21 protein-coding genes are annotated in these 17,747 nt (G+C 73.6%); 11 read left to right on the forward strand and 10 right to left on the reverse strand.

All coding sequences use genetic code 11. The features are described from left to right. Positions 1-16: 16 nt before the first annotated feature. Positions 17-964, forward strand: coding sequence for an alpha/beta fold hydrolase (locus ACZ5UI_RS23875; protein ID WP_464191816.1), 948 nt, complete (start codon positions 17-19; stop codon positions 962-964). Here ACZ5UI_RS23875 and ACZ5UI_RS23880 read toward each other — a convergent pair. Together ACZ5UI_RS23880 and ACZ5UI_RS23885 are read right to left on the reverse strand one after the other, a co-directional pair. After that, positions 929-1,645 (reverse strand): SRPBCC family protein, encoded by a 717-nt coding sequence (locus tag ACZ5UI_RS23880; RefSeq protein WP_464191818.1) that lies wholly within the window; start codon positions 1,643-1,645, stop codon positions 929-931. The two genes, ACZ5UI_RS23875 and ACZ5UI_RS23880, sit on opposite strands and share 36 nt — an antisense overlap. Continuing rightward, positions 1,642-1,977 carry an ArsR/SmtB family transcription factor gene (locus ACZ5UI_RS23885; RefSeq protein ID WP_464191820.1) on the reverse strand — a complete coding sequence of 112 codons (336 nt, stop codon included), beginning with the start codon at positions 1,975-1,977 and terminating at the stop codon, positions 1,642-1,644. Before ACZ5UI_RS23885 ends, ACZ5UI_RS23880 begins: the two co-directional genes overlap by 4 nt. Positions 1,978-2,057: 80 nt before the next feature. On the opposite strand from ACZ5UI_RS23885, the gene ACZ5UI_RS23890 reads away from it, so the two are divergent. Genes ACZ5UI_RS23890 through ACZ5UI_RS23900 form a run of 3 tightly spaced genes read left to right on the forward strand, consistent with a single transcriptional unit; the run spans position 2,058 to position 4,423 of the window. Next, positions 2,058-3,221: a hypothetical protein gene (locus tag ACZ5UI_RS23890; RefSeq protein ID WP_464191822.1), complete on the forward strand. Its 1,164-nt coding sequence runs from the start codon at positions 2,058-2,060 to the stop codon at positions 3,219-3,221. Next, on the forward strand, positions 3,188-4,273 hold the full coding sequence (locus ACZ5UI_RS23895; protein ID WP_464191824.1) for an asparagine synthase-related protein: 1,086 nt from the start codon (positions 3,188-3,190) through the stop codon (positions 4,271-4,273). Before ACZ5UI_RS23890 ends, ACZ5UI_RS23895 begins: the two co-directional genes overlap by 34 nt. A gap of 9 nt (positions 4,274-4,282) precedes the next feature. Next, positions 4,283-4,423, forward strand: a complete 141-nt coding sequence (locus tag ACZ5UI_RS23900) for a hypothetical protein (RefSeq protein ID WP_464191826.1) — start codon at positions 4,283-4,285, stop codon at positions 4,421-4,423. A gap of 10 nt (positions 4,424-4,433) precedes the next feature. On the opposite strand, the gene ACZ5UI_RS23905 is transcribed toward ACZ5UI_RS23900, so the two are convergent. Further along, positions 4,434-5,645, reverse strand: a complete 1,212-nt coding sequence (locus ACZ5UI_RS23905; RefSeq protein WP_464191828.1) for an MFS transporter — start codon at positions 5,643-5,645, stop codon at positions 4,434-4,436. 53 nt (positions 5,646-5,698) lie between these two features. Here ACZ5UI_RS23905 and ACZ5UI_RS23910 point away from each other — a divergent pair, with 53 nt between their 5' ends. After that, positions 5,699-6,019, forward strand: coding sequence for an ArsR/SmtB family transcription factor (locus ACZ5UI_RS23910; RefSeq protein ID WP_464191830.1), 321 nt, complete (start codon positions 5,699-5,701; stop codon positions 6,017-6,019). Here the strand turns inward: ACZ5UI_RS23910 and ACZ5UI_RS23915 are convergent. The 3 genes from ACZ5UI_RS23915 to ACZ5UI_RS23925 are packed head-to-tail and all read right to left on the reverse strand — an operon-like array spanning position 6,012 to position 7,289. Further along, on the reverse strand, positions 6,012-6,431 hold the full coding sequence (locus ACZ5UI_RS23915) for a VOC family protein (protein WP_464191832.1): 420 nt from the start codon (positions 6,429-6,431) through the stop codon (positions 6,012-6,014). The two genes, ACZ5UI_RS23910 and ACZ5UI_RS23915, sit on opposite strands and share 8 nt — an antisense overlap. A 10-nt stretch (positions 6,432-6,441) precedes the next feature. Further along, positions 6,442-6,867 (reverse strand): helix-turn-helix domain-containing protein, encoded by a 426-nt coding sequence (locus ACZ5UI_RS23920; protein WP_464191834.1) that lies wholly within the window; start codon positions 6,865-6,867, stop codon positions 6,442-6,444. Further along, positions 6,864-7,289 carry a MarR family winged helix-turn-helix transcriptional regulator gene (locus ACZ5UI_RS23925; RefSeq protein WP_464191836.1) on the reverse strand — a complete coding sequence of 142 codons (426 nt, stop codon included), beginning with the start codon at positions 7,287-7,289 and terminating at the stop codon, positions 6,864-6,866. The genes ACZ5UI_RS23920 and ACZ5UI_RS23925 overlap by 4 nt, the downstream gene beginning before the upstream one ends. A 197-nt stretch (positions 7,290-7,486) precedes the next feature. Between ACZ5UI_RS23925 and ACZ5UI_RS23930 the strand changes: the two genes are divergently transcribed. Next, the gene (locus ACZ5UI_RS23930; RefSeq protein WP_464191838.1) at positions 7,487-7,876 is read left to right on the forward strand and encodes a hypothetical protein; all 390 of its coding nucleotides are present in this window, start codon (positions 7,487-7,489) and stop codon (positions 7,874-7,876) included. On the opposite strand, the gene ACZ5UI_RS23935 is transcribed toward ACZ5UI_RS23930, so the two are convergent. After that, the gene (locus ACZ5UI_RS23935) at positions 7,864-8,802 is read right to left on the reverse strand and encodes a helix-turn-helix transcriptional regulator (protein WP_464197868.1); all 939 of its coding nucleotides are present in this window, start codon (positions 8,800-8,802) and stop codon (positions 7,864-7,866) included. The two genes, ACZ5UI_RS23930 and ACZ5UI_RS23935, sit on opposite strands and share 13 nt — an antisense overlap. Before the next feature lie 117 nt (positions 8,803-8,919). On the opposite strand from ACZ5UI_RS23935, the gene ACZ5UI_RS23940 reads away from it, so the two are divergent. Together ACZ5UI_RS23940 and ACZ5UI_RS23945 are read left to right on the forward strand one after the other, a co-directional pair. Next, positions 8,920-10,176: a Glu/Leu/Phe/Val family dehydrogenase gene (locus tag ACZ5UI_RS23940; RefSeq protein ID WP_464191840.1), complete on the forward strand. Its 1,257-nt coding sequence runs from the start codon at positions 8,920-8,922 to the stop codon at positions 10,174-10,176. An 11-nt stretch (positions 10,177-10,187) separates the two neighbouring features. After that, positions 10,188-10,577, forward strand: coding sequence for a hypothetical protein (locus tag ACZ5UI_RS23945; protein WP_464191842.1), 390 nt, complete (start codon positions 10,188-10,190; stop codon positions 10,575-10,577). 12 nt (positions 10,578-10,589) lie between these two features. Here ACZ5UI_RS23945 and ACZ5UI_RS23950 read toward each other — a convergent pair whose 3' ends face one another. Continuing rightward, positions 10,590-12,176 (reverse strand): Na+/H+ antiporter, encoded by a 1,587-nt coding sequence (locus tag ACZ5UI_RS23950; protein WP_464191843.1) that lies wholly within the window; start codon positions 12,174-12,176, stop codon positions 10,590-10,592. Positions 12,177-12,183: 7 nt separating this feature from the next. On the opposite strand from ACZ5UI_RS23950, the gene ACZ5UI_RS23955 reads away from it, so the two are divergent. Beyond that, positions 12,184-13,704: an FGGY-family carbohydrate kinase gene (locus ACZ5UI_RS23955; protein ID WP_464191844.1), complete on the forward strand. Its 1,521-nt coding sequence runs from the start codon at positions 12,184-12,186 to the stop codon at positions 13,702-13,704. Beyond that, on the forward strand, positions 13,701-14,594 hold the full coding sequence (locus ACZ5UI_RS23960) for an alpha/beta hydrolase (protein ID WP_464191846.1): 894 nt from the start codon (positions 13,701-13,703) through the stop codon (positions 14,592-14,594). Before ACZ5UI_RS23955 ends, ACZ5UI_RS23960 begins: the two co-directional genes overlap by 4 nt. On the opposite strand, the gene ACZ5UI_RS23965 is transcribed toward ACZ5UI_RS23960, so the two are convergent. Beyond that, entirely contained in the window at positions 14,591-15,757 is a 1,167-nt protein-coding gene (locus ACZ5UI_RS23965; RefSeq protein WP_464191848.1) for a TolB-like translocation protein, read from the reverse strand. The two genes, ACZ5UI_RS23960 and ACZ5UI_RS23965, sit on opposite strands and share 4 nt — an antisense overlap. Before the next feature lie 105 nt (positions 15,758-15,862). Here ACZ5UI_RS23965 and ACZ5UI_RS23970 point away from each other — a divergent pair, with 105 nt between their 5' ends. Continuing rightward, the gene (locus tag ACZ5UI_RS23970) at positions 15,863-17,047 is read left to right on the forward strand and encodes a multidrug effflux MFS transporter (RefSeq protein WP_464191850.1); all 1,185 of its coding nucleotides are present in this window, start codon (positions 15,863-15,865) and stop codon (positions 17,045-17,047) included. Here the strand turns inward: ACZ5UI_RS23970 and ACZ5UI_RS23975 are convergent. Continuing rightward, positions 17,040-17,738, reverse strand: coding sequence for a 2-keto-4-pentenoate hydratase (locus ACZ5UI_RS23975; protein ID WP_464191852.1), 699 nt, complete (start codon positions 17,736-17,738; stop codon positions 17,040-17,042). The genes ACZ5UI_RS23970 and ACZ5UI_RS23975 overlap by 8 nt on opposite strands. Positions 17,739-17,747: the final 9 nt, after the last annotated feature.

Consider the following 17,747-nt stretch of genomic DNA (forward strand, 5'->3'; position numbering starts at 1 on the left):
GTACCATGGCGTACCAATGGCTGACTCGACCATCGACCCGCCCGAGCAGCTCGCTGACGCCGGGCGCGGCATCAAGCTGTGCTGGCAGGCGTTCGGCGACCCGAGCGACACGCCGCTGCTGCTCGTCCAGGGCCTGGGCACCCAGCTGATCGCCTGGCCTCCGGAGATGTGCGAGCGGCTCGTGGAGCAGGGCTTCTACGTCGTGCGCTTCGACAACCGCGACATCGGGCGCTCGACGCGCATCACCGACGTCCCGCCGCCCACCTCGATGCGGCTGCTGGCCGGACGCTTCGTGGCCGGGCAGTACACGCTCGACGACATGGCCGACGACGCCGCGGGCCTGATCGACGCGATCGGGATCGCCCCGACGCACGTGGTCGGCGTCTCGATGGGCGGGATGATCGGCCAGATGCTGGCCGTGCGCCATCCCGACAAGGTCCGCAGCCTGGTCTCGATCATGTCGACCACCGGCGCGCGCCGGATCGGGCGCCCGGCGCCGTCGACGATGCGGATGATGCTGGGCAAGCCGCCGCGCGACCGCGACACGGCGATCGAGCGGTCCGTGACGATGTTCCGCCACATCGGCTCCCAGGGCTTCCCGTTCGACGAGGCGCGCCTGCGCCGCATCGCCGGCGCGGCCTTCGATCGGGGCTTCAACCCGGCCGGATCCGGGCGTCAGCTCGCGGCGATCATCAAGTCGGGCGACCGCACGGCGCAGCTGGGGCAGATCACCGCGCCGACGCTGGTCCTCCACGGTGACGGCGACCGCATGGTCAACCCCACCGGTGGCGCCGCGACCGCCGCGGCGATCCCCGGCGCGCGCCTGGAGACGATCAAGGGCATGGGCCACGACCTTCCCGCCGGCGCCTGGGATCAGCTGACCGGGCTGATCGCCGATCACGCGCACGCCGCCGACGCGGCGACGGGCTCAGCCGCCCGCGACGCCGGCCAGCGGGTCGCGTAGGGCCCCCTCGGCCAGCAGCTCGCCGGGCTCGCTGACGCTGCCGGTGCGCACCTGCACCGCCTCGCCGTCGGCCAGCGCGGCGCCCGCGTCGCGCACCACCATCACGCCGTCCTGACCGCCGAACCGCACGGCGATCGCCGCGTGGCCGTCGTGCTCCAGCAGCGGGCCGACGAGCCGCACGCGGCGGCCGTCGGTCAGCGTCAGCTCGCCGTAGCGGTCCAGGAACGTCTCCTCGTAGGCGGCCCAGTCGCCCATCTGCGGCTCTCCGTCGCCGGCCAGCAGCGTGTCGAACGCGTCGAAGCAGGCACTCCAGCCGGCGCTGTCGCGCGCCTCCTTGCCCGGCTCGTGGGCGAACGCGTGCGAGAAGACCAGGCGAGTGCCGCCGTCCGGCGCGTCGCTGAGCTCGAAGCGCAGCTCGTCCTTGCCCCAGGCGAACGCGAACAGGTTGGGCGGGTCCCAGGCCAGCACCTCGCCGGGCAGCGGCTCCAGGCCGTGCTCGCCGCCGAAGTCGAAGGTCATCGACGCGCCGACCTTCGGCTCGTAGATCACGTCGCTGGGGAACCACTGGCCCAGCTCGGTCGGATCGGTGACGGCGCGCCACACGCGGTCGCGGGCGTAGGGGAGCACGCGCTCGAAGCGCAGGGTGCTGTGACCGTCCCCGGTCTGCATCGTGGCGGTCATGGTGTCGTCCTCCCGGGGTCGTCGGTGGTCTCGTCCAGGCGCGCTTCCAACGCGTCCAGGCGCCCTTCCCACAGGCGGCGGTAGGGCGCCAGCCAGGCCTCCAGCTCGGCGAAGCCCTCAGGCCGCAGCGCGTACACGCGCCGCTGCGCGTCGGGATGGACGTGCACCAGGCCGGCCTCGCGCAGCACCCGCAGGTGCTTGGAGGTCGACGGTTGGTTGGCGTCCAGCGCGACGGCCAGCTCGCCGACCGAGCGCGGCTCCTGGAGCAGCAGCTCGAGGATCTGGCGGCGCGTCGGCTCGGCCAGCACGGCGAGCGGTTCGGGGTCGGGCACGTCCTGAACATTCCCACCAAGGAATATTCCTGTCAAGGCATATACGCCGGACCGGGATCCGGTGCGCCAGACTGGCGCGCGTGGTCCAGGACGCTCACGGTCCGTTCGGCCCGCTCGATCTGGCGGCGGGTGCGCTGCTCGGCTTCGAGCCGCGCGACCCCCTGCCCGGGGCGGTGGCGGGCGAGACCGTGCGCACCGTCGTCGAGCGTCACATCGAGGGGGCGCTGCGCCGCGGGCCGGTCGGCATCCCGCTGATGGGCGGCTCGGCATCGGCGACGCTGCTGGCCGCCGCGCTGAGCGTCGCCCGCGAACGCGGCCTGCCCGCTCCGATCCCGCTGTCGCTGGACATCGCGCATCCGGAGACGGCCGAGGACGCCGCCTACCAGGCGCTGGTGGCGCGCGCGCTCGGGGTGGCCGACACGTGGGAGCGGATCGCCACGGACGACGACCTGCAGATCGTCGGCCCGCACGCGCGCATCGTGCTCGCGCGTGAGGGTCTGCTGTTCCCGGCCAACGCGGCCTGGATGCGGCCGCTGGCCCAGCGGATCGGCGACCGCGGGACGCTGCTGCTGCCCAACGGCGACAGCGAGTTCCTGGGCTCCTGGCCCTTCGGCGCGCTGTACGACGTCGTCCGCGGACGCCGACGGCCCTCGCGTCAGACCGTGAAGCTGGCGGCCTTCGCCGCGCTGCCGCCCCAGCAGCGCGCGCGCACGATCCGCGCCCGCGTCCCGGCGCAGGACCAGCCGTGGCTGCGGCCCGGCGTCGGCCGCCGGATCGCCCAGGCCGGTGGGACGTTCTACCCCTCGCTGAGCCTGGAGAAGACGCTCAACCTGATGCGCGGCTGGCGCTGCCACGTCGCGCTGCCCCAGGCCTACAACGCGGTGGCCGGGGAGTTCGGCGCCCGCGTGCTGCTGCCCTGGGCCCAGGACGACACCGTGGCGACGTTCATCGCCAACCGGGCCACGGTCGACTTCCGCGATCCCGCGGCCAGCCGCCGCGTCCTGCTGCCCGACGGCCTGCCGGCGGCGATCCCCGATCGGCGCGATCGCACGGCCTACGGGGGTGTGTTCCACGGCGCCGACACGCAGGCCTTCGCGGCGCGCTGGAGCGGGGAGGGGCTCGACGAGGCGCTCGTGGATCCGGCGGCGCTGCGGCGGGCCTGGCGGCAGCCGCGGTTCGACTGGCGCGGGTCGTCGCTGATGCAGGCGGCGTGGCTGCACGACGCGGCCGCCGGCCGGTGCTGAGCGGCCTGGACATCGCGCTCGGCCTCCCGGTCGGGATGGACCGCGTCGAGCGGCTGGCGCGCAACGACGCGCCTCCGGCGCGGGCGTTGGAGGCGGCCTGCTTGGCGGCGCTGCGCGGTCCAGGCCGGTGTGTCGTGGGCTTCTCCGGCGGGCGCGACTCGTCGCTCGTCCTGGCCGCGGCCACCGCGATGGCCCGCCGTACCGGCCTGCCCGCGCCGGTCGCGCTGACCCTGCGCTTCCCCGACGAGCCGCGCTCCGACGAGTCCGCCTGGCAGGAGCGGGTGATCGCCCACCTGGGGCTGGCCGACTGGGAGCGCATCGAGCTGGCCGCCGAGCTCGACCTGCTGGGGCCGCGGGCCACCGGGCTCCTGGAGCGCATCGGCCCGTACTGGCCGCCCAACGCGCACTTCGCCCACCGGCTGGCCGAAGCGGCCGCCGGCGGGACGCTCCTGACCGGCGAGGGCGGAGACGACCTGTACCTCGGATGGCCGCTGCGGCGCAACGTCCTGGTGCGTCGCCGCAGCGCCCGGGCGCGCGTCCGCGCCGGCGTGCCGGCCTGGCTGACGGCCGCGGGGCAGCGGCGCTGGGTGGATGAGACGGCGCGCTTGTGGGCGGGCGGCCCGGCGCGCTGGGATCGGCGCCTGGCCTGGATCCGGGCCCAGCGCCACGTCAGCGTGACGGTGGCCACCAACCGCCGGGCGGCGGCCGATGCCGGGGCCGGGTACGGCGCGCCGCTGCTGGACGCGCGCTTCCTCGGTGCGCTGGCCCAGACGCGCGGCCTGCGCTCGCGAACCGCGGCGCTGACGACGCTGTTCGGCGACCTGCTCCCGCGCGCGATCCTCGAGCGGGAGACCAAGGCGACCTTCGACCGCGCGTTCTGGGGCCCGGCGGCACGCGCGTTCGCGCAGACGTGGGACGGTCCGGTCGACGCCGAGCTGGTCGACGCCAGGCGCCTGCGCCAGGCCTGGCTGGAGGCGGTCGACTTTCGCTCCGCGACGCTGCTGCAGAACGCGTGGGCAAGAAATCTGGTGCGCCGGGAATTGCGTCCCTAGACTTGCGCCATGGACAAGCGCATCCCCAAGCCCGACCGTGAGTACGTGCCTCCGGCCGGCACGGATATCGGCACGGTGGCCGAGCTCACGCACGGCGCCTTTCTGTCGCCCGGTAGCGACGGCAGCAAGGGCGCGAGCATGACCTCCTAGTGCCTTGAGACTAGACGGGGACCGGCCGACGCACCGGCCGAGCCTCGGCGGGACGCGTGCGCCAGGCCTCGAAGGCGACGATCAGCGCGACGGCGGCGGCGAACGAGCCGAACAGCTCGAACGTCGACTCCAGGCCGAGCGGCGTGACCAGGAACCCGGCCGCGACGGCGGGCAGCGACAGCGAGGCGTACGCGACGACGTAGAACGCCGACATCACCTGGGCGCGGTGTTCGGGCGGGATGGCCACCGACAGCGTGCGCAGCCCGCCCAGGAAGGCCAGGCCGAACCCGGCGCCGCCGACGACCGCGCCGACCAGCAGCAGCGCGCCCGAGTCGGTCGAGGCGGCGGCGACGATCAGCAGCACGCCGGCGGCCAGCGCCAGCGAGCCGAACGTCGCGCTGCGCCACGGTGCCAGACGGCCGCCGAGCAGCAGCTGCGCCAGCGCGCCGGTGCCCGACAGGACGAAGGCGCCCAGGGCGGCGACGAGGTGGTCGGTGGAGTGCAGCAGGGTCGCGGTCAGCTGGGGGCCGAGGGACAGGAACAGCCCGCCGATCGACCAGGACGCGATGACGGCCAGCGCGGCGAGCGCGAACGGGCGGCGCACCACGGCGGGCACCCCGGGGCGCTCGGGTGTGAGGCGCAGGCGCGAGCGGTTCTGGACCGGCTCGGGCATGAGGACCGCACCCACGAGCGTCACGGCGAAGAGGATGGCCAGCACGACGTAGGGCAGGACCCGTGGGGCGGGCAGCCACTCGACGATCATCGAGGCGACCAGCACCCCGAGCCCGAGCGCCGCGGCGGAGACGACGCCGTTGGCCAGGCCGACGCCGGCCGGGTCCTTGCGGGCGTGGAGATCCAGCATCGCGGCGCTGGCCGCGCCGAGCGCGAGACCGGTGGCCAGACCCTGCAGGCCGCGGGCCACGAACAGCCACACGACCGAGTCGGCGAGCATGAACAGCACGGTCGTGGCCAGCAGCGTGCTGAGCGCGACGATCAGCACCGGACGGCGGCCGACGTCGTCGGAGATCCGCCCGGCCAGCAGCAGGCTGGCCAGCACGCCGAACGCGTAGGTCGCGTAGACGAGCGTGAGCACGGCGGGGGAGAAGCCCCACAGCTCGCGGTAGGTCCCGTACAGCGGCGACGGCGTGGCCGAGGCGAACAGCGCCAGGCCGATCACGGCGGTGACGAGCGCGTAGGCGCGGGGTTGGGAGAGGCGGTTCATGGTTCTGTATTTCCAAACTCTTGGAAGTTCCCAACAGTTGTAGCATACGAGCCATGGCTACGGCCTCCACCTCACGCGATCGGATCCCGCATCCGTCGGTCGACGCGCTCGAGCTGGCCACGATCCTGCGCACGCTCGGCGATCCCCTGCGCCTGGACCTGGTGAAGATCCTGGCCGACGGCAACGAGTACCCCTGCGGCGAGCTGTCCGACAAGCTCGGCCTCCCCGCGTCGACCAGCAGCTACCACACGCGGCTGATGCGCGAGGCCGGGATCACCCGCACGCGCGCGGTGGGCACGACGCGTTTCATCTCGCTGCGTCGCGACGACCTCGAGGCCCGGTTCCCGGGCCTCGTGGCCGTGCTGATCAGCTGACCGGCGGCGTCAGCTGCGCGATGCGGATGTGGTTGCCGAACGGGTCGCGCAGTCCGAAGTCGATCCCGTAGGGCCGCTCGGTCGGCTCGTCGGTGATCTCGACCCCGCGGTCGACGAGCTCCTGGTAGGTCGTGCGCGCGTCGTCGACCGAGAAGAACAGGTGGCCGCCCGCGGCGCCCTTGGTCAGCAGCTCGCGCACCTGATCGGCGGTGGCGTCGTCGAGTGAGGGCGCGCCCGGGCGCTCGAGCAGGATCTCGCGGTCCGGCTCGCTGGGCACGCTGACGGTCAGCCAGCGCATGAACCCGAGGTCCTGGTCGGTGTTCACCTCCAGGCCGAGCTTGTCGACGTAGAAGGCGAGCGCCTCATCCTGGTCCAGGACGTAGATCTGGCTGATGCGGAGGGTGGTGATCATGGGTCCGACGCTAATCCGCCGGGCGCGCTCTCGCTTCTCCGAAACTGCTGGGCCGCGTCCAGGCCTTGGTGAAGCAGGTCGGCGCGGACGGCGCGCCGCCGAGTCGCCGGCGAAACGCGGCGGGCGACTCGCCGACGATCTCCTTGAACGTGCGGCTGAACGTCCCCAGGCTGGCGAAGCCCACCTCGAAGCAGATCTCGGTCACGCTCAGGTCGCTCTCGCGCAGCGCGGCCATGGCCCGCTCGACCCGGCGGCGCTGCAGGTAGCGGTGCGGCGTCTCGCCGAACGTCGCGCGGAACGTGCGGATGAAGTGCGCTTCGGAGACGTAGGCGATCCGGGCCAGGCTGGGGACGTCGAGCGGCCGGGCGTAGTCGCGGTCCATGGCATCACGCGCGCGCAGCATGCGCCGGTTGGCGTCCTCGGTCGCGCGGCTCATGCGTCGGCCACCCGCCGCAGCAGCGCCAGCGCCTGGCCGAGCTGCTCGCGCTCGGCGGGATCGAGCTCGCGCTCCAGCGCCTGGGTGAGCCAGTCCTCGCGGCCGGCGCGGTTGGCCTGCAGGCGCTCCAGGCCGGCGGCAGTCGGCTCGATGATCGCGCGGCGCCCGTCGTCGGGGTCCGGACGACGCGAGACCCAGCCGATCGTCTCCAGCTCGCGGACGGTCTGGGCCATCGACTGCGGGCGCACCCGCCCGTCGGTGGCCAGGTCGCTGATGCTGGCCGGCCCTTGGCGGTCGAGGCGGCCGAGGACCGCCATCTGGTTCATCGGGAAGTCGCTCTCCGAGCGCAGGCGGCGGACCACGCGTCCGACGGATTCGCGCAGGTCGTGGGCCAACTCGGCGGCGGTGGCGCGGCGCGGCATGGATCGCTCAGTGTAAAGGTCGACAGGCAAACTGCGCAGGTAGCCTGTATAGTTTTGGTGGAATGAGGGAGTCCCCGCCTGACGGCCCGATGCCGTTGTCCGATCAGGCCCGGTATGCGGGACCAATCGGACAACGGCCCCGCCGTTGGCGCCGCCCGCGCGCCACAGCCTCGCGCGCCAACTAGTCTGGGCGGCGCATGCCCGACCCGATCTTCCGCCTCGCTTGTGTCCCCGCCGCGCTGGACGGCGACTGGGCCTCCGACCTGCTGGCCGAAGGTGAGCTCGCGCTGCTGGCGGGGGAGGGCGGCCTGGACGCGGTCAACGGCGTCGCGCGGGCGCTGGATCTGATCAGCGTGCCGCTGCTGCGCACCGAGGCGACGCCGGCCGAGCAGGAGCGCACGGTCCAGGCCTACGCGGGGCGCTTCCCGCTCGTGTGGATCGCGGCGGCGTTCTCCGACGCCACCCAGAAGTGGGCGCGCGACCGCGGGCCGATGACGCTCCTGGTGGCGGCCGACGGCGCGCTGCCCGAGGACGAGCGCCAGCGCATCGAGCGCTTCGTCGCGACGCTCGGCCGTCAGGCCGAGTAGTCGGCGCGCCCCACGCGCGCCGCGAACCGGACCAGCCACGCCGCCAGCTCGGGCGGTCCGTGCACCCTGAACTCGGCGTCGACCATCCCGACCAGCGCACCCAGCCACGCGATCGAGTCGCCGCGCAGCGTGAGCGCGCAGGACACGTCGTCGATCGGCTCCACGCCGCCGCCGAACCAGCGCATCGACTCGCGCACCTGATCGGCCGGGGCGTACACCGTGAGCGCCGCCTCGTAGGTGCGCGGGACCTGGCGGATCGACTCGCGCACGTAGGCGGCGGCGTCGTCGGCGGGCAGCGTGCGCGGGTGGAAGCGGGCGCCGCCGGTGCGCGGGGCGCGCACGCGGTCGACGCGGAACGTGCGCCAGTCGCCGCGGTGTGTGTCCCAGGCGACGAGGTACCAGCGTCCGGTCACCGCGACCAGCGCATGCGGCTCGACCGCGCGCTGCGCGGCTTCGCCGTCACGGCGCGTGTAGTCGAACTGCAGGCGCTCCTCGTCGCGGCAGGCCTGGGCGATCGTCGTCAGCGTCTCGGGGTCGACCAGGTCGCGCCGGTAGGTCAGCGGCACCGTCGAGCCGGCCAGCGCCCGGACCTGGCGGCGCAGGCGTTTGGGCAGCACCTGCTCGAGCTTGGCCAGCGCGCGCACCGACGTCTCCTCGATGCCCTCGACGGCGGAGCCCGCGGCGGTGCGCAGCCCGACGGCGATCGCCACCGCCTCGTCGTCGTCGAGCAGCAACGGGGGCAGGTCGGTGCCGGCCTGCAGGCGATAGCCGCCCGCGGCCCCCCGCGTCGCGTCGACCAGGTAGCCGAGCTCGCGCAGGCGGTCGATGTCGCGGCGCAGCGTGCGCGGGCTGACCTCGAGGCGGTCGGACAGCTCCATGCCGGGCCAGAAGCGATGGGTCTGCAGCAGCGTCAGCAGCCGCAGCATGCGCGATGACGGATCGGTGGACACGCCGATCAGGATCGTACGGATTGCGGTCAGGTCATGACCGCAATGCCGTCGTTCGCGTAGAACCGCGTTCGAAAGGGAAGGTCGCCGGTGACCATGGCGATCCTGTCCCCCGCCGAGCTGTCGACGTACGAGACGGTCAACCAGCACTTCCACGCCGCGGCCGATCGGCTCGAGGTGCCCGACGACCTCCGCGAGATCCTGCGCACGTCGCGGCGCGAGGTGCAGGTGCAGATCCCGGTCCGCGTCGACGGCCAGATCCGCGTCTTCCACGGCTACCGCGTCCAGCACAACGGGGCGCGGGGCCCGTTCAAGGGCGGCCTGCGTTACCACCACGAGGTGGATCTCGACGAGGTCCGCGCGCTGGCCCAGCTGATGACCTGGAAGACGGCGATCGTCGGCATCCCGTTTGGCGGCGCCAAGGGTGGCGTCAACTGCCCGGCCCGCGAGCTGCAGCCGCACCACATCGAGGCGATCACCCGCCAACTGGTCGACCGCCTGGACGAGACGCTCGGACCGCAGCGCGACATCCCCGCGCCCGACGTCAACACCAACGCGCAGGTGATGGCCTGGATCATGGACGAGTGGGGCAAGCTCCACGGCGACGCGCCCGCGGTGGTGACGGGCAAGCCGATCGCGCTGGGCGGCTCCTACGGGCGCGAGACCGCGACCGGGCGCGGTGTGATCGAGGTGCTGTGCGAGGCCGCGCCCCAGCTCGGTCTGTCGGTCGAGGGGCTGCGCGTCGTCGTGCAGGGCTTCGGCAACGTCGGCGCGGCCGCGGCCCGGATCGCCCACGGGCGGGGGTGTCGGATCGTCGGTGTGGCCGACCACAGCGGCGCGATCTCCGCACCCGCCGGGCTGGACCCCGACGCGCTGGCCCAGCACGTGGCCGAGGGCGGCGGGCTGACCGAGTTCCCCGGCGTCGACGTCATCACCCCCGACGACCTGCTCGGCCTGGACTGCGACGTGTTCATCCCGGCCGCGCTCGGCGGGCTCGTGCACGGCGACAACGCGGGCCGGATTCGCGCCCGGGTCGTGCTCGAGGGCGCCAACAGCCCGACGACGCCGAAGGCCGACGCGATCCTGGCCGACAACGGCGTGCTGGTCATCCCCGACGTGCTGGCCAACGCCGGCGGCGTGATCGTCAGCTACTTCGAGTGGGTGCAGAACCTGCAGCACTTCCGGTGGGACGAGCGCGAGGTCCACGAGCGGCTGGCCACCATCCTGCGCCGCTCGCTGGGCGAGGTCCGGGCCGGCGCCGAGCAGCACGGGTCCTCGTGGCGCGAAGCGGCCTACGCGCTGGGCATCGCGCGCGTCGTCGAGGCGCTGCGGCTGCGCGGGGCGTTTGCCTAGATTGCGGGGTCATGTCCCGCCTGTTCCTGGTCGTCGCCGCGCTCGTGGCGCTGGCCATCCCCGCCTCCGCCTCCGCCGCGACGCCCGACACGGGGGCCTTCCGCGGCGATGACGGCGTCAGCTTCCACGTGCGCCTGAGCCCCCACGGCACGCCGACGATCGACCTGGCCAGGTTCGACCACCACGCCGGCTTCGCGCCGGCCTTCGTGCACGACGACGGCACGTTCCACACCTGCGCGCGCGTGCGCATCAACAGCGTGCTGTTCCGCGAGTACTGCATCAACGGCCACTTCGGCGCGGCCGAGCGCGCGAGCGGCACGGTCAAGGTGTTCCACGGCGCGCACGGCCACGTCGCCGCGCACCCGAGCGACACCCACCACTGGACCGCCGCGCTTGGCTAGCGACGCACGACCCTAGATCTCCAGGCGCGATTCCTCCAGGTCCAGCTCGCGCTCCAGCCGGCGGGCCACGTCGCCGGAGATCTCGCGACCGCGCCGCAGCCCGTCCAGCGCCTCGCGCTGGCTGCTGTAGATGTCGTGCATCATCCGCTGGTAGCGCTGCGAGCTGTCCTCGAGCCCGTCCTCGTCGTCCAGCTTGCCGGCGCGGATCTTGAAGCGCCGCAGCCGGAACTCGTAGAGCCGGCGGACGCGCCCGATCGTCTCCTCGCGCGTCCAGTCCTCGCCCTCGAGCTCGTCGAGACGCTCGAGCGCGGCCCGGACGATCACCAGCCGGGCGCGGACCTCCTCGCTCTCCTCGTCGCTGCCGTCGTCGGTGACGCCCAGGCGGCGGATCAGCCAGGGCAGCGTCAGACCCTGCCCGACGACGGTGACCAGGATCAGCGTGAACGTGATCAGCTGGATCAGGTCGCGCCCGGGGAACGGGTCACCGGCATCGGTCTGCAGCGGCAGCGCCAGCGCGGCGGCCAGCGACACGGCGCCACGCATGCCCGACCAGGCGCCCACCACCCGCACGCGCCAGCCCACGCGTCGCGCCACCTGCGACGGCCGGCGGTCGATCGTGCGGATGGCCGCGGTGGTCATGAAGTTCCACAGGAAGCGGACCGCGATGACGGTCGCGCACACCGCCGCGGCGTAGCCGACGACCGTCGCGGCCGACTGGCCGCTGAGCCCGTCGATGATGGTCGGCAGCTGCAGCCCGATCAGGATGAACAGGGCCGCGTTGAGGAGGAACGAGATGATCGACCACAGCGGATAGGCCTGCATGCGGCTCTCGAGCGTGGCGATGCGGGGCGCGTTCCACCCGAGGTAGACGCCGCAGCTGACCACCGCGAGCACCCCCGACAGGCCCAGCTCGGTGGCCGGGACGAACGCGCCGTAGGCGCTGAACAGCGAGATCGTCAGCTGCGTGTTGATGTCCTCCACGCGCCGGCGCACCTGGCCGATCAGCCAGCCCACCGCGAGGCCGATGGCGATCCCGCCGAAGGAGCCCAGGAAGAACGCGCCGACCGACTCGGCCACCGACACGCTCTCGCCGATCGCCGCGGCGACGGCGACCTTGTAGAGCACCAGCGCGGTGGCGTCGTTGAACAGGCTCTCGCCCTCGAGGATGTTGACCAGCCGCCGGGGCGCGCCGACGCGACGCATGATCGCCGTCGCCGCCGCGGGATCGGTGGGCGACACGATCGCCCCGAGCGCCAGGCTGACCGCCCACGGCAGCCCGATCAGCGTGTGGGCGATCACCGCGACGGCCGCCGCCGTGGCCAGCACCAGCCCGATGGCCGACAGCGAGATCACCCGCGCGTCCTCGCGCAGCGCGCGCAGGTCGGAGAAGAACGCCGACGCGTACAGCAGCGGCGGCAGGAACACGAGCAGGACGAGGTCGGGGTCCAGCTCGATGTCGGGGATGCCCGGGATCAGGCCCAGCACCAGGCCCCCGATGACCAGCGGGATCGGGTAGGGGACCTTCAGCCAGTTGGCCAGCGCGTTGAGTCCCGCGGCCGAGACGAACAGCGCGGCGAGGACGATCTGCAGGTCGTTCAAGCCGCGCATGATCGCGGAGCGCCATGATGGACGCATCGGACCGATCGGCCCCAACGACGCCCGCCTGATCGGCATCGATGTCGGGACCTCCTCGGTCAAGGGCGTCGTGTGCGACACCGGCGGCGCGATCCTGGCCCGGGCCACCCATCCGCTGACCACCTCGATGCCCCGGCCGGGCTGGGTCGAGCAGGACGCCGAGCGCGACTGGTGGGACGGCATCCGCGCCGTCGTCGCCCCGCTGCTGGAGACCGCGCCGGCGCCCGACGCGGTCTGCGTGACCGGCCTGGGGCCGTGCGTGGTGGCCGCTGACGACGCGGGCCGGCCGCTGCGCCCGGCGATCCTCTACGGCGTCGACACGCGCGCGACCGCGGAGATCGCCGAGCTGGAGGAGCGCTACGGCGCCGAGGCGATCGTGCGGCGCGGCGGGTCGCGCCTGACCAGCCAGGCGATCGGGCCCAAGCTGGCCTGGCTGGCCCGCCACGAACCCGACGTGTGGGCGCGCACCCGGCGGCTGCTGGGGGCCAACGCCTTCGCCGTCGACCACCTGACCGGCGCGTACGTGCTCGACCACCACAGCGCCAGCCAGTGGGACCCGCTGTACGACCTGCGCGATGGCACCTGGATCGCGCCCTGGGCCGACGAGATCGCGCCCGGCCCGCCGCTGCCGCGCCTGCTGTGGCCGGGCGAGCAGGCGGGCACGGTCCACGCGGCGGCCGCCGCCGCGACGGGGATCCCGCAGGGCACGCCGGTGGCGGCGGGCACGATCGACGCGTGGGCCGAGGCGCTGAGCGCCGGCGTGCGCGCGCCCGGCGACCTGATGCTCATGTACGGCACGACGATGTTCCTCGTGGCGACCGTCGACGCGCCGCGCCCGGACGCGCGCCTGTGGAGCACCGCCGGCGTGCGCCGCGGGACCTACAGCCTGGCCGGCGGCATGGCCACGTCGGGCGCGCTGACGGCGTGGCTGCGCGACCTGACCGGCGGCGCCGACTACGGGCAGCTCCTGCGCGAGGCGGCCGACGTCGCGCCCGGCAGCGACGGCCTCGTCGTGCTGCCGTACTTCCTGGGCGAGCGCAGCCCGCTGTTCGATCCCGACGCGCGCGGCGTGATCGCCGGGCTGACGCTGCGCCACGGCCGCGGCCACCTGTACCGGGCGATGCTCGAGGCGACCGCGTACGCCGTCCGCCATCACCTCGACGTGCTGGCCGAGATGGGCGCCAGTCCCAGCCGGGTCGTCGCGGTCGGTGGCGGCACGGCGGGCGGGCTGTGGCCGCAGATCGTCAGCGACGTCACCGGGGTGACCCAGGAGGTGCCGCGCGAGACGATCGGTGCGGCGTTCGGCGCCGCCCGCCTGGCCGCCGACGCGATCGGGCTGCCGGGCACGGACTGGGCCGTCGCGGCGCACACGGTCGTCCCGCGCCCCGAGCATCGCGAGCGCTACGACCGGCTGTACGCGACCTACCGCGAGCTGTATCCGGCGACCCGCACGCAGGTGCACGCGCTGGCCGCGCTGCAGGACGGCGCGTGACCCTGCACCCGCAGATCCAGGCCTACGTCGACGGGCTGGCCGCGATGGATGGGCCCAAGCTGTGGCAGATGACGCCCCAGGAGGCCCGCGACGGGCAGGAGGCGGTGGCCGACGTGATCGGCGCGGGACCGCCGGTGGCGACCGTGCGCGACGCGCGCGTGCCGCAGCGTCCGGCCCGCGTGTACGCGCCCGAGGGGCCGCGCGGCACCGTGGTCTTCTTCCACGGCGGTGGCTGGGTGACCGGCACGCTGGCGCTGGTCGACGCGATGTGCCGCCGGCTGGCGTTGCGGGCGGGTGCGCGCGTGGTGTCGGTCGACTACCGCCTGGCCCCCGAGCATCCGTACCCGGCCGCGGTCGAGGACGCCTGGGACGCGGTGGTCTGGGCGGCCGAGCGCTGGGGCGGCCCGCTCGTGGTGGCGGGCGAGAGCGCCGGCGGCACGCTGGCCGCCGCCTGCGCGCGCCGCGCCGTCGAGCGCGACGGACCGGCGCTGGCTCTGCAGGTGCTGGTCAACCCGGTCTGCGACGGCGATCCCACGACGGGCTCCTACGTCGAGTTCGGCGACAGCGGCTCACCGGTCGGCGCCCGCGAGCTGGCCTGGTTCTGGGATCTGTACGCGCCGCCCGAGCGCCGCGACGAGCCCGACGCGTCGCCGTTGCGAGCCGGCGACCTGCACGGCCAGGCGCCCGCGCTGCTGATCCAGCCCGGCGTCGATCCGCTGCGCGACGAGGTGCTGGCCTACGGCGCCCGCCTGGACGCGGCCGGCGTGCCCACCCGCGTCGAGCGCTTCGACGACTGCATGCACGGCTTCTTCTTCATGGTCAACGCGTTCACGCGCGCCGACGAGGCGGTCGACCTCGTCGGCGACGCGATCGCGGAGGCGATCGACTAGATCGCCTCGCCGTCGATCAGGTGCTTGAAGAAGACGGACTGCTGGCCGCCGGTGTCGCCGACGAACGGCGCCGACGAGGTGAACGCGACGAAGTTCGCGCGGGCGCTGGTCACCACCTGGGAGATCGGGGTTCCCGCCGGCGCGTGCGCGAGGTCGTCGATGTTGCCGCTGTGGTTGTTGCGGTAGTAGAGGTCCGACGAGGACGCCTGGTTGTTGACGAACACGACGATGCCGCGGGTGCCCGCGTAGGCCGTCAGGCCGCCGTTGAACGAGTCGCCGCCCAGGCTGGGGCCGCCGCGCTTGGCCGCCGAGATCAGGTCGGTCTCGTACGGCCCGCCGTCGGCGTGCAGCAGCCGCTGGTAGACGTCGCGGCCACCGCTGTTGTCGTTGCCGGCCAGCGCGTCGGCGCTGTCGAAGCTGATCGCCCACGAGCCCGAGTCGTTGTCGCCCACGGTCGCGTTGGCGCCCGGGCCGACCTTGTCGGTGTGACCCATCCGGCGGATGTAGACGTTGCCGCCCTGCGTCCAGGAGATCGCCGAGGCGTCCAGCGCGTAGTCGGGGTCGCCGCCCGCGGCCACGCGCTTGGGCGAGCCGCCGCGCACGTTGGCGGTGTAGACCGAGCCGCCGGCCTCGAACGCGACGCTCTTGCACAGGCCGTCGATCGACGGGTTGGACGCCGCGGGCGCGGTGCCGCGGGAGACCAGCGTCGTCTTGTTGGAGCGCAGGTCGCGCACGAAGATGTCCGACGTCGCGTCGGAGTCGCCCGCGGCGAGGTTCGTCGCGGTGGACTGGAAGGCCACGCAGTGAGCCGTGTTGCGGGTCGAGCCGTCCAGCGACGGGTTCGTCGAGGCGCCGTCGGCCTGTCCGCCGGAGTTGCTGACGCTCGCGCGGGTCAGCTGCCCGCCGGGCGCGCTGAGCAGCAGGCCCGCGGCGCCGCTGGGCCGCGACCACACGTACACGTCCGCCTGGCCGTTGGTGTCGCCGGCCACCAGGTTCGTCGCGGTCGAGTCGAAGGCCGCGTAGCGGGTCTTGCGGTTGTCGCCCGAGACCGCGGGATTGGCCGACGGGCCGTCCGGCGCCCCCGCTCCCGGGTTGATCGAGATGGCCAGCGGATCGGTGCCGAAGGTGTTCGCCGCCTGAGCGGCAGACGGCGCAACGATCACCAGACCTGCCATGGTTGTCAGGAAAGCTGAGATGCGTCGTCGCTGGGACATCACTCTGGTTTTCCCCTTATTGGTCGACCGAACCCCTGTTGCGGTGCTGCGGTCTTGAACACAACAGAACGGCGATCGGCGCTGTCGCCGTGGGTCTTCGCTCTCCTGGCCGGTCTCAGCGCCTTCGGCCCGCTGTCGATGGACATGTACCTGCCGGGTCTCCCGCAGGTCAGCGCCGACCTCGACGCGCCCGCCTGGTCGGCCCAGGCCACGATCAGCCTGTGCATGGTCGGGCTGGCCATCGGCCAGCTCGTGGCCGGCCCTATCAGCGACGCGCGCGGGCGGCGCGGGCCGCTTCTGGTGGGGATCGCGATCTACGTGGCCAGCTCGCTGGGCTGCGCGTTCGCGCCCGGCATCGTCGTGCTGCTGATCCTGCGCCTGATCCAGGGCATGGCGGGCGCGGCCGGCATCGCCATCGCCCGGGCGATCGTGCGCGACCGCAACGACGACCCGACCGACGCGGCCCGTGCGTTCGCCCTGCTGACGATGATCTCCAACCTGGCGCCGGTGCTGGCGCCCGCGGTCGGCGGCCTGATCCTCCACGTCAGCACCTGGCGCGGCGTGTTCGTCGTGCTGGCGGCGATCGGTGGCGCGCTGCTGATCGGGTGCTGGCGCTCGATGCCCGAGACGCTGGCGCCCGAGCGCCGCCACGGTGGTGGCCTGACCCAGACGCGCGAGGCGCTGGGCCTGCTGTCGCGCGATCGGCGCTTCGTCGCGCTGGCCGCCACCGGCGCGCTCTCGTTCGGCGCGCTGGGCTCCTACCTGGCCGGCTCGTCGTTCGTGCTGGAGGATCTGCACGGCCTGTCGCCGCTGACCTTCGCGCTCGTCTTCGGCGTCAACGGGCTGGGCCTGATCGGCGCCGCCCAGCTCGGCCGGACGCTGGTCGGCACGCTGGGACCGTCCGGGCTGCTGCGCGCCGCTCATGCGGTGCAGCTGCTCGGCTCGGCCCTCGTCCTGGTCAGCGTGGTCGCCGGGCTGGGCCTGGTGCCCTTGCTGGTCGGCTTCTTCGCGATCGTCTCGATGACCGGCATCGTCGTGCCCAACGTGACGACGCTGGCCATGATCGACCACCCCGACAAGGCGGGCAGCGCCTCCGGACTGCTCGGCCTGACGATGTTCGCCGCCGGCGCGATCGTCGCCCCTCTGGCCGGGGTGGCCGGCGCCAGCGCCCTGCCGATGGCCATCACGATGGTCGCCTGCTCGGCCGGGGCGGCGATCGTCCTGCGCGTCCTCAGGTGACGCGCAGGCCGACCTCGCCGAGGCCGTTGTAGCGCACGCTGACCGCGTCGCCGGACTGCAGCTGGGCGGGCACGATGGCCGAGCCGGTGATGACGATCTCGCCGGCCCGCAGGCGCTCGCCCGCGCCGGCCACCAGGTCGGCCAGCCAGCGCACGACCTCGACCAGGTCGCCGAGCACGTCGGTCGGCCCGACGCCCGACAGCGCGGTCTCGCCCGCCTGCACGTCGAGCGTGACGCCCTCGAGGTCGAGGCCGGCGCGGCCCTCGTCCCAGGTGCCGAGCACGACGTAGCGGTGGAAGATGTTGCGGGCCAGGACCTCCTCGACGTCCGAGCGCTCGGTGCCGTCGAAGTCGACGACCTCGATCGCCGGCGCGATCGCGTCGATCGCGTCGGCCACCTGGTCGGGCGTCGAGCCCGGCTCGATGTCGGTGCGCAGGCGGACGGCGATCTCGGCCTCGATGGCCGGTCCGATCATGCCGCTGATGTCGATCGCCGCGCCGTCCTCCAGAAGCGACGCGTCGGTCATGAACCCGACCAGCGGACCGGCCAGCGAGAGGGACTCCAGGACGGGCTTGGTGCCGTAGCCGGCCTTCCAGCCGATCGCCTGGGCGCCGCCGTCGAGGCGGTCGCGACGAGAGGTGAGTTGGCGCTCCAGGCCGGTGCGCACGCGAGGGTCGTCGATCGAAGACATTCCCTGAGA

This window comes from Conexibacter sp. JCM 18997 (assembly GCF_055391915.1).

Coding starts and splice junctions, on each gene's coding strand:
- ACZ5UI_RS23975 (WP_464191852.1), bottom strand. CDS start 17,738: ATGTCTTCGATCGACGACCCTCGCGTGCGCACCGGCCTGGAGCGCCAA.
- ACZ5UI_RS23930 (WP_464191838.1), top strand. CDS start 7,487: ATGCCCGACCCGATCTTCCGCCTCGCTTGTGTCCCCGCCGCGCTGGAC.
- ACZ5UI_RS23945 (WP_464191842.1), top strand. CDS start 10,188: ATGTCCCGCCTGTTCCTGGTCGTCGCCGCGCTCGTGGCGCTGGCCATC.
- ACZ5UI_RS23910 (WP_464191830.1), top strand. CDS start 5,699: ATGGCTACGGCCTCCACCTCACGCGATCGGATCCCGCATCCGTCGGTC.
- ACZ5UI_RS23905 (WP_464191828.1), bottom strand. CDS start 5,645: ATGAACCGCCTCTCCCAACCCCGCGCCTACGCGCTCGTCACCGCCGTG.
- ACZ5UI_RS23875 (WP_464191816.1), top strand. CDS start 17: ATGGCTGACTCGACCATCGACCCGCCCGAGCAGCTCGCTGACGCCGGG.
- ACZ5UI_RS23925 (WP_464191836.1), bottom strand. CDS start 7,289: ATGCCGCGCCGCGCCACCGCCGCCGAGTTGGCCCACGACCTGCGCGAA.
- ACZ5UI_RS23940 (WP_464191840.1), top strand. CDS start 8,920: ATGGCGATCCTGTCCCCCGCCGAGCTGTCGACGTACGAGACGGTCAAC.
- ACZ5UI_RS23900 (WP_464191826.1), top strand. CDS start 4,283: ATGGACAAGCGCATCCCCAAGCCCGACCGTGAGTACGTGCCTCCGGCC.
- ACZ5UI_RS23920 (WP_464191834.1), bottom strand. CDS start 6,867: ATGAGCCGCGCGACCGAGGACGCCAACCGGCGCATGCTGCGCGCGCGT.
- ACZ5UI_RS23955 (WP_464191844.1), top strand. CDS start 12,184: ATGATCGCGGAGCGCCATGATGGACGCATCGGACCGATCGGCCCCAAC.
- ACZ5UI_RS23935 (WP_464197868.1), bottom strand. CDS start 8,802: ATGCTGCGGCTGCTGACGCTGCTGCAGACCCATCGCTTCTGGCCCGGC.
- ACZ5UI_RS23915 (WP_464191832.1), bottom strand. CDS start 6,431: ATGATCACCACCCTCCGCATCAGCCAGATCTACGTCCTGGACCAGGAT.
- ACZ5UI_RS23880 (WP_464191818.1), bottom strand. CDS start 1,645: ATGACCGCCACGATGCAGACCGGGGACGGTCACAGCACCCTGCGCTTC.